This is a genomic window from Cryobacterium levicorallinum (assembly GCF_004402405.1).
GTDB lineage: Bacteria > Actinomycetota > Actinomycetes > Actinomycetales > Microbacteriaceae > Cryobacterium > Cryobacterium levicorallinum.
In genome coordinates this window covers 44,966-57,730 of record NZ_SOFE01000036.1, presented here as the reverse complement: position 1 = coordinate 57,730, position 12,765 = coordinate 44,966, and the positions used below count along the sequence as shown (strand labels likewise).

The window sequence follows — 12,765 nt, the reverse complement described above, 5'->3', positions numbered from 1 at the left end:
CATCCGTCGGAACTTGGTTGCCGAGCCGTGAGTTCTGACCCGAAAATGACGCAAAACGGCCGCGAACTCACGGCTCGGCGATCAAAACTCACGGCTCGTCGAGGCAGCCGCCACGAGATGCTACCTTCGGCCCCATGTACTGCCCAATGCTCGAGGCGGGGCACGGAAAACGCGCGAATCTCTGCGAAACGCAGCAGGCAGCATCCGTTGTTGGCGCACTTAACGCCGTTAATAGAACGGGAGGCAATGGCCGCAGCCACCGCCTCCCGAGATCAGCCCGTCAGGCGCGTGAAACCTACGCGGCACCGTCGAACATCGAGGTGACCGAACCCTCGTCGAAGACCTCATGGATCGCGCGCGCGAGCAGCGGAGCGATCGGCAGCACGGTCAGGGTGGGGAAGCGCTTCTCCGGCGGGATCGGCAGCGTGTCGGTCACGACGACGGCGCTGATGGCCGGGTTCTGCAGCATGTCGACGGCCGGGTCGCTGAACACGGCGTGGGTCGCGGCGACGACAACGCCGATGGCGCCGGCCTCACGGAGGGCTTCGGCGGCCAGGGCGATGGTGCGTCCGGTGTCGATCATGTCGTCAACGAGCAGGCAGACGCGGCCGCTGACTTGGCCGACGATCTCGTGCACGGAGACGCGGTTCGGCACGAGCGGGTCGCGACGCTTGTGGATGATGGCCAGCGGCACACCGAGGCGGTCGCTCCAGATGTCAGCGACGCGCACGCGACCCATGTCGGGCGAGACTACGGTGAGGGTGGCCGGGTCGAGCTTCTCGCGGAAGTGCTCGAGCAGCACCGGCATCGCGAACAGGTGGTCAACGGGGCCGTCGAAGAAGCCCTGAATCTGGGCCGCGTGCAGGTCGATCGACATGATGCGGTCGGCGCCGGCGACCTTGAACAGGTCGGCGACGAGGCGGGCCGAGATCGGCTCGCGACCGCGGCCCTTTTTGTCCTGGCGGGCATAGGGGTAGAACGGCGCGACCACCGTGATGCGCTTGGCCGAGGCACGCTTGAGGGCGTCGACCATGATGAGCTGTTCCATCAGCCATTCGTTGATCGGCGCGGTGTGCGACTGGATGACGAAGGCATCCGAGCCGCGCACGCTCTCGTCGAACCGGGCGTACAGTTCGCCGTTGGCGAAAGTACGTGCGTCGGTGTGGAGCAGCTCAGAACCAAGCTCCGTGGCGATATCGAGAGCGAGCTGCGGGTGTGCTCGCCCCGAAACCAGTACTAGTCGTTTGTCGCCGCTGGTCTTGATTTCCGACACTTATTCTCCAGTCTCTGTGGTGCTGCTCGCTGCGGCTGCTGTCGCCGCAGCTGTGCCGGCCCGGTTGGTCTCGGCCCAGCCGTCCATATTGCGTTGCGGGGCCACGTTAATGGCCAAAGCGCCGGCCGGAACGTTTTTGCGAACGACCGTGCCAGCCCCCGTATACGCCCCGTCTCCAATTGTAATCGGGGCGACGAACACGTTGTGCGACCCGGTGCGCACGTGCGACCCGATCGCCGAGTGGTGTTTGGCCACTCCGTCATAGTTGGCGAATATTGTTCCGGCGCCGATATTGGATTCGACCCCGACCGTGGCATCGCCAACGTAGCTCAGGTGCGGAACCTTGCTGCCCGCGCCGATCTGGGCGTTTTTGGTCTCGACGAAGGCACCGATCTTGCCATCGGCACCGAGCACTGTGTTCGGGCGCAGATATGAGAACGGGCCGACGGATGCCCCGGCCTCGATCACCGCGAGGGTCGCGTCTGTACGGTTGACGCGCGCGCCTTCGCCGATTTCGCAGTCGCGCAAGGTCGTGTCCGGGCCCACGATGGCGCCGGTGGCCACGACGGTGGCTCCCTCAATCTGGGTGCCCGGCAGCAGAGTGACGTCGGCTGCGAGCACGGCCTTAAGGTCGATCCAGGTCGTGGCCGGGTCTTGCACGGTCACGCCGGCCAGCTGCCAGCCGCGCACGATCAGGGCGTTGAGCTTCTGCGCGGTGTCGCCGAGCTGGGCGCGGTCGTTGATGCCGGCGACGATCCAGGCATCGGCGACGGGAACGGCGCTCACCTCGGAGCCGGCCCGGCGCAGCAGTTCGATCACATCGGTGAGGTACTTCTCACCCTGCGCGTTCGCGGTGGTGAGCTGCGCGAGCTGTTTGCGCAGCTCGGCCAGGCCAAACAGGTAGACACCGGCGTTGATCTCGGTGACGGCCAATTCGGCATCCGTCGCATCTTTTTGCTCGACGATGCGGTCGAAAACACCCTCGACCGAGCGGATGATGCGGCCGTAGCCGGTCGCATCGTCGGGGTAGGCGGAGAGTACGGTGCCGGCGGCGGCACCGGTACGGTGCGAGGCGATGAAGGAGGCGAGCGTGGAGGCGTTCAGCAGCGGCACGTCACCGTTAATGACGAGCACGTCACCGTCCCAGCCCGCAGGAAGCGCGGCGACGGCCTGCTCGACGGCACGACCGGTGCCGGGAATCTCGTCCTGGTCGATGATGGTGCTCTCCGGCAGGTCCTGCGCGACGACAGCGGCGAGCAGGTCGCGCTCGTGCCGCACGACGGTGATGACGTGGGCGGCGTCCAGTGCGCGCGCGGTCGCGAGAACGTGACTGACGATGGGCACCCCGGCCAGCGGATGCAGCAGCTTCGGCAGGCTGGACTTCATGCGGGTGCCCTGGCCGGCGGCCAACACGATGATGGCGAGGCGGGCGTCTGTCACAGGATTCCTAACGCATTTGGTGAAGAAAGTGAGGGCTCCGCCACCAGGATTCGAACCTGGACCGAACAACTCCAAAGGTTGCCGTGCTGCCGTTACACTATGGCGGACCATGCTGACCGGGGCCAGCAACCTGTCAAGTCTGCCAGATTCCGGCGGCCAGCATGCACCGCTGGCACCTGCAGGAGGCCTCTGGGCGAAGAAAGCACCCGGTAAGCGGGATAATGGAGCAATGCCTGGCCATGATGAAGTCGATCGAATCGTTGATTCGTGGCTGCGTGAACGGCCCGATCTCGACTTCGCGCCGCTGCAGGTGCTCAGCCGCGTCGCCCGGCTGTCCAAGCATCTCGACCGTGCCCGCCGTACCGCATTCTCCCGTTCGGAGCTCGCGTCCTGGGAATTCGACGTATTGTCGGCCCTGCGCCGGGCCGGCAGTCCCTTTGAGCTCAGCCCGAAGGCCCTGCTGCAGCAGACCCTGGTCTCAAGCGGCACCATGACGAACCGCATCGACGGGCTCGTCGAACGCGGGCTCGTGAAGCGCCGCTCCGCACCGAACGACGGTCGCGGAATCCTGGTGGGCATGACGCCCGCCGGCCTCAGCCGAGTGGACGCCGCGATCACCCGGCTGGTCGAAGCCGAGGCTGCTCTGCTCGCGACCCTCTCGGTGAGCGACCAGGAGCGCCTGGCCGGCCTGCTGCGCAAGTTGAGCCTCGACTTCGACTAAGCGCCGGCGCCAGCGCGGCCGTTTGCTGCACGCGCGGCAAGCGGATGCCCGCCCGCCGGCATCCGCTTGCCGCAGCCAGAAACCGGCTGGTTATCCAAACCGACCGTTGACGTAGTCGGCGGTGCGGCTGTCGATCGGGTCACCGAACATGGCGTCGGTGGGACCGTGCTCCACGATGCCACCGGGCGTGCCCTGGGCAGCCAGAAAGAAGGCGCAATTCTGCGATACCCGCTGCGCCTGCTGCATATTGTGCGTCACAATCACGATCGTGACCTCCTGAGCGAGCTCCAGCATGGTCTCTTCGATCACCCGGGTCGACGTCGGGTCGAGCGCGGAACACGGTTCGTCCATCAGCAGGATGCGCGGGGTAACCGCCAGTGATCGGGCAATGCACAAGCGTTGCTGCTGTCCGCCGGACAACCCGCTTCCCGGCGAGCGGAGTCGGTCTCGCACCTCCTTCCATAACCCGGCCTTGGTGAGGCAACTTTCAACGAGGTAGTCCTTTTCGGCACTCGATGCCCTGGTACCGGTGAGAGTCAGGCCCGCAATCACGTTGTCGTAGATGGACATCGACGGGAACGGGTTTGGTTTCTGAAAGACCATACCGATGCTCTTCCTGGCATCAACGAGCTTGCGTTCTGCGTTGTAGATGTCCTCACCGTCGAGGAGCACCTCTCCAGCGAGGCTGGCCGATGGCACAAGCTCGTGCATGCGATTCAGGATGCGCAGAAACGTGGATTTTCCGCAGCCTGATGGGCCGATCAACGAGGTAATGACACCGGCCGGCATGGTAAGTGACACTCGGTCGAGCACTTGGCGTTCACCGAACCACGCTGAGACGTTGCGGCCTTCCAGGGTGGCCAGCGCTGGGATGTTTGTCTGTTCGGGAGCGGATACTCCCGCTGCTGCGACGCCCCGTGCCGATTCTGAGGAGTCGACCGAACGTCGGCTCCAGGGAGCGCGCGCACGTAGTTGATTCATGGGCGCGTGCAGCCGCCCGACCAGGCTCGAGCGCGACGCCCCCTGCATGGGCAATGTAAGGGTTCGGTCATCGTCGCGGAACAGTGGAGTCATGACCACATCTTTTCTTTAGTGCCCCGTGACTCGGGACGATATGAATAGTTGAAGGAAAAAATACTGGTGGCAGAGCGAGTTAGAGCAGGTTGGGCAGCAGCCGGACGACCTGGTCGGCGACGACCAGACCGCTCAGCACTCCCACCGGGATGAAAACGATCCAGGTCTTCTGTGCGCCAACGCGAGGAATGGACCAGACCACGGCAAATTCGACCAGCAGAAAGAATTGCAGGGCAAAGGCCAGCGCCCACACCGTAGACAGGTCACTGGCAAGTTCCCGCTCGGCCGGACGGAGAGTGGCAAAGGTGGTTTGGCGCTGACCGGCAGGGTGCGTTGTACTGACTAATTCGGCATCCACCCTGGCAATGCCATTGGGCACAAAGGCCAAACCGCGAGCCGTCTCCAGGATGAGACGACCCTGGTCAGCTCGGGGCGATGCCGGAGCCGGATCGCCGGCATACCGAACCCCGATGACCGAGAAAGTCGACTTGCCCTGACCGGTCAGCACGGTGAATTTCTGTCCGGGTCGCAGCTCCTGAATGCGCGCGAACGGTGCACCGTAGGCTGCGGCACGCCCCATCACCACGCTCACTCCCGCTTGGCCGGGGAGCACAGTGTCGCGGCGGTGACCCGGCCCGTTTTGGGTCGTACCCGAGTCCGTTCCCTCTACGATGATTTCGTGAACGTCAAGGGCCGGGATGTCGATGAGTGCAACCGGGGCACCATCGGCGAGCAGCACCTTCTCGACCGTGCCCTCACTGACCGGGGCCGTTCCCTCGGCCAGCTGGAGGCGAAATGTGTCGGTGAGCTGTTGTTGAGCGACGAGGTGTTGGAGTTGTCCAACAACGGTCACCTGCGCCAAAAAGCCGAAGAGAAGCGCGGCGACCATGGCCAGGGAACTCCGAACGAGCCGTTCTCGCGCGGTCAGCACGATCCGCGGGCTCGCCACCGGCGCCGCCCACAGTGGCGGTTTGGTTGGAAGGGTCTGACCCGGCTTCCATCCACGTGGAGGCATAATCCGCTGGCGCGGCTGTGCTGGGCGGATCGACCGCAGTAGGCGTCGGGTCGACGGCAGGCTGCGCCTGGCACTCATCATGTTGTGGCCTCGACCGAGACTTCAGACGCACCGATTGCCGGCGCATTCTGGCGACGAGACCGCTGCCACGCCAATAAAAAGCGTGCAGCGAAGACAAGTACGCCAAGGATGCCCACAACAAGCATCACGAAGTAGGGGGGCAGGATCACCAGGGTGTCGCGGGTGACCGGAGTTAGCACGGCTCCGTTTACGGTATCTGGCGGAGTGAAGGTCATATGGGCGTTGAGAACGCCCCACTGGCCAACGTCAGACAGAGTGATGCTGACGGTCTTCGTTTGCCCCGGCTCCAGATCAATCACGCGACTGTCGGTGGGATGGGCAACGTCCATTCCAACGGAGTTCTCCAGCCAGAATCGCAAGTCAGCGCTGAGCGGCCACGAGGTGACATTCTTCGCCGTGAACGCGAGGGTGATGTCCCCACCTTCGGGACCAACGACCGACGCTGCGCTGCCAACCAAGCCGCTCAAGTAGAAGACGCCGCCCAAATCAAATGGGACTTCACCCAGTGCATCGGCCGCGGCAGCCGGAGTGTTCGCCACGACTTCAGTCACGCCAACTAACGGGCTGGTGATGCTCCTCACTGACGGGATTATGGACGCCGCTGAGGGTGCCGCGCGCGTCTCCGGCTGTGCCAGGAGTCCACCGGCAGTGATCAGGAATTGTGAAATGATCCAGTCCGCTGCCGTCCCGTCTGCTCTCGTTCCGGTCACCGACACGGTGTGATTACCGGTTTCCAGCCCGGCGGGCAGAGCCACCGAAACGGTGAATGATCCGGCAGCATCAGCGTGACCGCTCGCGAGCAAGACCGGTGTGGAGTTGACGAAAATTTCTATAAACGAGAAAGGCTTGAGGCCTGTGAGGGTGATGACCACCGGCGCGTTCGTCGCTGACGACCCAAACGGCAGGGCGATAGTGGACTGCGGCTCTGTCGCCGTCGCCGAATCAACGACGGGAACACTAATGCCGATACCGCTGTCATCGTTCGCGGCTTGGGCGCCCGATATTCCGGTGCTTGAGCCCAAGAAAACGAGAAGGGCAAGGACACCGACGAGTCGAATTCTTGGGGATCGGCGTTGGTTGGACACAGTCACGTCACTCCCCCCGAGCCTGGCGTCGCGCCTCGGCCTCGGTGTATTCGATCCAGGCGGCGGCACGTTGCGCGCCCCTGAGGCGAGTGAACCGCACTAGGAAATAAATCAGGCCAGTGAGCAACAGGATGATGAGAGCGCCCCACGGAACGACAATCAAGGCGGTGTCCCGACTCGCGGTGGGCAGCACCCCGGGGTTGATGGCTTCTTTGTCGATCGTTGCGGCAAGATTGACCTGCGGATTGAGGTAAATCCACGAACCAACACCTGGCACGGTCATGGTCAGGGTGCGCGTGCTGCCGGGCAGCATCTCGGGAATTTCTTCCCGGCTGATTCCTGATAGCGGAATGCCGAAGATGCCGCGCACTCGCGACACGGTCGTAGCACCGAGCGCCACATTGCCGGTGTTATTGAGCGTCACGGTGAGCTGGGTCTTGCCAGAAAACGGATTCAATTCGGCCTGATAGGACGACGCAATGCTACTAATGGTCAGGCCCGCTTGAAGTGCGCCCTTGACGCGAACGTAGAGACGAATGGCAACCCGTCGGTCCAGCGAAATTTGTCCGGATGGGGACAGCGCGGAGACAATTATGCCGCCGGCATGGTCCCCGGGACGGGCATCAGCGGGCGTCGTCACGGTGAAGGGAATCACCTGGGACGCGCCGGGCTCCAAGGTCGCTGTGATCTGGTCCGCGCCGTTGGCAAAGGTCACCCAGCGTCCGACGTCCACCGGGGATACGCCTCCGTTTAAGAGCGAGAAGGCGCCGTCATCCCCGTTGAAGGCGTCGGTAGCGTAGACGGTGACAGACTGGGCCGTCGTTCCGGTGTTCTGCACCAGGTACTCATCGGAGACCGCCTGTCCCGGATCCATCTGGTAGCTGTAGCGCGAGCGGGATTGGTCGACCCCACCGTCGGCTGAGGGGGCACCCGCAATACCGTCGGACTCGGCTGCCGATGAGCTCATGGCTTGCACCGCTCCCGTTCCCACGGTCAATCCGATGATGAGGAGCGCTCCGGCCAACAGACCGAGAGGGCGTATAAGGCGATGGATCATCACGCTGGACTTTCTCTTTTCTGCACAAATGTCGACAAGTGAAAGCAAAGGAAGAGGCGCCCCACCACCTCTCCCCCTGCTATCGGGATCTTGCTTTTACCGAGGAGTCGTTACTTCGAGACGACCGTGAGGGTGAGGGTCGAGACGTAGGTGCCCGCAGCTTTGTTGGCTGGCGCCACAAACGTGAGGTCGGCGTTGAGCACAGTGTTGCCCACCGTGTTTGCCGCTGCGCCCGACGCGAAGAGCGACGAGTACGTTGCCAAACCGGCGACCTGGGCGGTACCAGCGGTCACGCCGGTCGCTTCGGAGGAGACGATCTTCGGTATCAGACCGAGCTGAGCCTTGCTGATCGTGTTGGTAGCGTCACTGGCGTTGACAAAGTCGGTGACGCTGGCATTCAGGTCCCAACCCTTACGGCTGACGCTACGACCGTCGGCGACGGTCACGTTGCCTAAAGTACCGGTCGTGGTCGACTTGTTGTTGACCAGGGTTGGGGCGGCGAATACAGCCGCGGCACCGACGGGAACGATCAAGCTGAGCACTCCGTCGTTGGCGCCGACAGTCTGGGGCGACATCGCGACGCTGCCGGTAGTGTCGGTGTTGGCGGGGGGCGGCGGCGTCGTCGTGTCTTCCGTCACCGCGGTCATCGTGTAGGAGCCGGTGCCGGCGGTGATGGATGCCGTACGGTAAAACGCTCCGACGATGGTGTTGCCGTTGTTGTTCGTGCACGCGATACCGAGGCTGTACGTTCCACCGTTGGACTTGACCGTGCCGTAGTTACCTGAGGTCAGCGCAACACCGGGGGTCAGGGTTGCGGCGATCACGTCTTTGGTTCCCGGTGCAAATGCGCTATCGCCATAGGCGCTCCACGCAGCCTTCGTCCGTTCGTTTCCGGCCGTTGCCACGAAGATGTAGGCATCATCGGCCGTTGTCGGACAGGTTGTCGGCGCATCGTAGGAGACCTTGTTACCCGAGCCAAAGTTGTCGGCGGTCCAGGTGAAAACCGTCGACGGATCGGTAACGAGGGCAATGTTCGCGTCATAGCTGTACAGCGCTGCGTCAGAACCATTCGGCTGGACCGCGGCCGAGGCAACCGCGGTCGCACCGGCCACGAGGGCCAGGGAGACGAAACCGACTGCTGCAATACGCATTTTCTTATTCATGTACATTTCTTAACCTTCCAGTGCTTAGGGGAATGGATTAAGCGGTCTTGGCAACGCGGAATGCGACGACACCTGCGGTGGGCGCTAGGAAGCCATACTTCTTCTTCACTGCTCCCGAACGCGACACCACGGGCGAGGAATTGGTCAGAGCACTCGATACGGCGGAGTCCATCAGCGTGGCGAGGCCGGCGTCGAACTTGGCGCTTGCCGGGTCAACCCGAGCATTCTCCACGACCAGATAGGTGTCGCGACCCCAGGTGGTGTCGGCGTAGTAGGGAGCGTTCGGAACCATGGACGATCCGGTTCCGGTCACCGGAACGACTCCGGCGACGAGAGAGCCGAGGGTGCCGGTACCGCGCTTGTCGTAGCTGGCGCCGGTGTTCATGGCGATCCAACGGGAAACAGCCATGGGCATGACCGACTCGGCCGTGAGGTTCGTCGCGTCGTGCTCCTGGTCTTCGACGACACAGCCAGCTTCGCTGATCGTCTTCATCAGGGTTTCGGTGGAGCCGATCTTGTTCAGGAAGTCCTTGCGGGTGCCCGAGCCAGCCTGCGGGATGATCGGCGTGACGGTTACGCCACCGATCTGGAAGCCAGCAGAGCACTCGTAGAGGCTCTTCATTTGTGATGCCGTCAAAGTTTCGATGCCGGTTGCCGAACCCTTGTAGGCGTAGGCGATGGCATCGCGGCCGAACGGAACGTACAGCAGTTCTCCCGCGGCGTTGGCCGTGCCACCACTGGATGAGCGGGCAATATCCACCTGACCGGTGATGACCACGCTCGCAGGGCTCCCGACCGTGGCGGACGTATACGCGGCACCGTCAATCGAGCGGCTGAGTGCCTTCACGCCATCGCCGGAACCGTTGGGTCGGCCGAACCTTACTCCGGAAGATTTTGTGGTGATGTAAGGAGAACCAGTGGCGTCAAACGAACCAATGGTGGTGTTGTTGACCGTGGAACGAACGCTCGAGCCTGTGATGGCTGTCCCGTTGGCGAGTGCGTTGACGACGTCTTCGAGGGTGTCGGAACCGACAATCGAGTAGCTGTTGGAAACGGGCTCGGCGTGTGCCGGAGCGGAGATGACGATGCCGGAAACGACAACGCCGACTGTTGCGCAAAGTGCAATAGTCCTCTTCGAAATCACTGTTATGCCTTTCGGTCTCTTACCTTGGAACGGACTCGATCGAGTCCGTTTTTCTCCTAAACCGATCCGACCGGAATGCTGGAGGTCGAACGGTCAAGCCTCAACGCCTCAAAGTCTTCTTCGGAAGCGCGAAATCATGGGGACAGCACCAGCAGCCGCGAGGCCGGATAATAGGCCGGCCGGTATAGCCACTCCCGCCGGACCTGCCGGAGGGTCCTTGGGGGTGGCCAGCCCGAGCAAAGGTCCGGCGGCATTGCCGGTAACTGCCGGTGTCGTCACGACCGGCGCGGTCTCAGGCGCCATGACGGGTGATTGGACCGAACCCGGCCGGGGTGCGCTGGCCGCCACCGCCGCCGATGTTGGGGCGACGTTCGCGACAGCCGCAGGGATCGGGCTGATGCCCTTCTCAATGGCGGTGGCCGCAGTCTGAGCCTGGGATACCCAGCTTGCCGGCAGCGGGGCATACCCCTCGGGCAGTTGCCCAATCTCCGGGCCGGATATCTGTCCGGCACCCACAGCGTAGCGGATCATATTGGCGTACTTGGCACGAAGAACCGCATCGGTCTGCAAGGGGTTCAGCGCTGCATAGATTGGCATGGCCAGGGGGTAAGCATTGGATGCCGCGATCGCAGCCGATGAATCCGGATCAAATTCCACAACCTTCGGCTGGACCACAGAAGGTGTCATTGCCGCGGCGGCGGCGGTCAGAGACGACTCCGTTGGTGTGACGTACTCGCCGGCCGGATTCAACAGCGACGCCGTAACGTTTTGATACCGAGCGGCGGAAGCCGTTGTCGTCAACCCGAGAACACCCTGCTCACCAACTAGGCTGCGTGCGGTCTTGGCATATTTCGGCGGCGTGTAGCTGGTGTCCCAACCGCCGAGCAGCTGGCCGTCACCACGGAGGGTCAGATAGGCGCCATTTTCGAAGTCCGAGGTGTAGGGGCGCCAGGTTACGAGATTCACCGGACCCTCCCCATTGGACCCGGTCGTTCCGGCTTTCTCAACGGGGTCCGCCTTGGGAAAATTGTCCCGCGGCAGACTCAGGCCAACCGTGCTCGGATTGACCGTTGCACTCGTGGAATACCACGGGTTCACGATCATGCCCCAGGGATCCGGTGTTCCGGACAGGAAAGCAACGGCGTCCGGATCGCTCAGAACATAACGCCACAGAGCCACGGCTAGGTCTGACCGGCCTGAGGGAATCAGAAGGTCAGCCAAAGACGTACTGTTCAGGTCCTGAGAAGCCCATTCCTCGTCGTTGATCGCGAGAAAGTCACGATCGCGCGTGAGGTTGGCTGGATTTTTACCCTGATCAGCAAAACTGTGGTAATTCACGTGGGTCAGATCAGCCCCCGGCGGCAGGGACGAAATGTAGGACGACGTTAAGAGCTTCGCCACGAGGCGCGGAGTGAGCTTGAGGCTCGAAAAAGCTTGCGTTTCCCGGTCTTTATATTCTTGTTTGATGCCGTCGATCGGTGTGACGCGGCGGTCGACGGCAAACGAAACGGACAGTCCAGAGATTCCGACGGGAGCGTACTGCAGAGGGTCAGCGGCTCCGTTCAAGAAGTCTGCGCCTAGGGGCCGGGACGTGAGCGCCAGCGGACTGGGCACGGTCTTGCTTGCCTTGAAAGCAGCATCCGCTTCATTGCCCGTGCTCAAGACGAAGGCCGAGTTCGTGGTACCCGCGCAGAGGCTGGGCTGCCATGATGCGATCGCACCCCCGATCAGTTCACTGCCCGAAAGTGCGGCTTCGGCCCCACCGATTTCACAGCGGATGCCGACCGGTTTGAAATCTAGCTTGACGGCGACATGATGCTGCCAGGCATCCCAAAACAGACCCGGCCTGGTGATGCTCTTTACGCCGGAGTCGCCGGTGCCGCGGGGGATGATCACGAGCCAGCAGGACTGCCCAACAATGGGTCGACCGCTCACGATGATCGGCTGGCCACAGCCCAAACCCGGCGACTGCATCGACGTTTGAACCTCGAACTTTACGGAACCAGCTCCGGTGTCATCGGCGCCGGCCCATTTGATTTCGTTGGAGGTGAACTGGGTAAAGAACTCGTTCGTATTCACGTCAATGGACGTATCGTGTTTCAGCACGCCTTCGGCATTCGGCGCCACGGACGCGACCGTTTCACCGCTCACAGCCCGGAACGGAATGGACGTGTACGTTGGCACCAATCCGCCGGTGCCCTTGGCCGTGTATTGCTCGTCCTCCGGCGCGATGCTCTTAAGATTGAACGTCTCGTCGTTGGGGTCAGTGACGTTGTCGAGGACGTTGGAGTCGCGGCCGACGTTGGGGAACGCGCCGTACTGGCACGTCGTACGGTCGGGATGTCCCGGGTTCAGTGGGTCCTCGCCCCAGCACTGGGCGATCTGCATGAAGTTTTCGCCGCCAACGCTTCCCTGCGGTCGCACGGATTTTTTGCCTCCGGTCCAACTCACCAGAATTCCCTGGGAGACCAGTTCGCTGGTTTTCGACACCGTCACCGCGAGGTCGGGAAAGGGGGCATTGCCGTAGTCGAGGTCGTATCCCCGGGCGGCAACGGTCACCACACTCGAGGTTGAGGCCTCGGCCGGCGTCGGCAGCAGCGTTGACACCAACGACATCCCCATGCCGACGATCAATCCGACAACCACTCCGGTAGCGCCAGCGCGAGTCGCCGTCGACCTACCCAGGAACAGGCGCCGCTGGCGAGACATCAT

General features: G+C 62.9%; 10 protein-coding genes and 1 tRNA gene. 1 reads left to right on the top strand and 10 read right to left on the bottom strand.

All coding sequences use genetic code 11. The annotated features are described in order from the left end of the window. Window positions 1-295 precede the first annotated feature (295 nt). From E3O11_RS17210 to E3O11_RS17200, 3 genes are all read right to left on the bottom strand, one after another. Window positions 296-1,273 (bottom strand): ribose-phosphate diphosphokinase, encoded by a 978-nt coding sequence (locus E3O11_RS17210; RefSeq protein WP_092340644.1) that lies wholly within the window; start codon window positions 1,271-1,273, stop codon window positions 296-298. Continuing rightward, window positions 1,274-2,713 carry a bifunctional UDP-N-acetylglucosamine diphosphorylase/glucosamine-1-phosphate N-acetyltransferase GlmU gene (glmU, locus tag E3O11_RS17205; protein ID WP_092451629.1) on the bottom strand — a complete coding sequence of 480 codons (1,440 nt, stop codon included), beginning with the start codon at window positions 2,711-2,713 and terminating at the stop codon, window positions 1,274-1,276. It abuts the gene before it with no gap. A 35-nt stretch (window positions 2,714-2,748) separates the two neighbouring features. Next, window positions 2,749-2,820 (bottom strand) — tRNA-Gln (locus E3O11_RS17200). A 122-nt stretch (window positions 2,821-2,942) separates the two neighbouring features. On the opposite strand from E3O11_RS17200, the gene E3O11_RS17195 reads away from it, so the two are divergent. Next, window positions 2,943-3,434, top strand: a complete 492-nt coding sequence (locus E3O11_RS17195; RefSeq protein ID WP_092451627.1) for a MarR family winged helix-turn-helix transcriptional regulator — start codon at window positions 2,943-2,945, stop codon at window positions 3,432-3,434. 90 nt (window positions 3,435-3,524) lie between these two features. Here the strand turns inward: E3O11_RS17195 and E3O11_RS17190 are convergent, their stop codons facing one another. The 7 genes from E3O11_RS17190 to E3O11_RS17160 all read right to left on the bottom strand — a co-directional run bounded on the left by E3O11_RS17190 (window position 3,525) and on the right by E3O11_RS17160 (window position 12,765). Next, window positions 3,525-4,415 carry a phosphate ABC transporter ATP-binding protein gene (locus E3O11_RS17190; RefSeq protein WP_092451696.1) on the bottom strand — a complete coding sequence of 297 codons (891 nt, stop codon included), beginning with the start codon at window positions 4,413-4,415 and terminating at the stop codon, window positions 3,525-3,527. 172 nt (window positions 4,416-4,587) lie between these two features. Further along, on the bottom strand, window positions 4,588-5,457 hold the full coding sequence (locus E3O11_RS17185) for a sortase (protein WP_233194925.1): 870 nt from the start codon (window positions 5,455-5,457) through the stop codon (window positions 4,588-4,590). Window positions 5,458-5,600: 143 nt separating this feature from the next. Then, complete coding sequence (locus E3O11_RS17180; protein ID WP_134495679.1) at window positions 5,601-6,476, bottom strand: hypothetical protein; 876 nt, start codon at window positions 6,474-6,476, stop codon at window positions 5,601-5,603. Window positions 6,477-6,696: 220 nt separating this feature from the next. Beyond that, window positions 6,697-7,656: a WxL protein peptidoglycan domain-containing protein gene (locus E3O11_RS17175; RefSeq protein ID WP_166787622.1), complete on the bottom strand. Its 960-nt coding sequence runs from the start codon at window positions 7,654-7,656 to the stop codon at window positions 6,697-6,699. 200 nt (window positions 7,657-7,856) lie between these two features. Next, the gene (locus E3O11_RS17170) at window positions 7,857-8,909 is read right to left on the bottom strand and encodes a hypothetical protein (RefSeq protein ID WP_134495677.1); all 1,053 of its coding nucleotides are present in this window, start codon (window positions 8,907-8,909) and stop codon (window positions 7,857-7,859) included. 37 nt (window positions 8,910-8,946) lie between these two features. Then, on the bottom strand, window positions 8,947-10,053 hold the full coding sequence (locus E3O11_RS17165; protein ID WP_092451617.1) for a hypothetical protein: 1,107 nt from the start codon (window positions 10,051-10,053) through the stop codon (window positions 8,947-8,949). Window positions 10,054-10,161: 108 nt separating this feature from the next. Next, window positions 10,162-12,765: a hypothetical protein gene (locus E3O11_RS17160; protein WP_134495675.1), complete on the bottom strand. Its 2,604-nt coding sequence runs from the start codon at window positions 12,763-12,765 to the stop codon at window positions 10,162-10,164.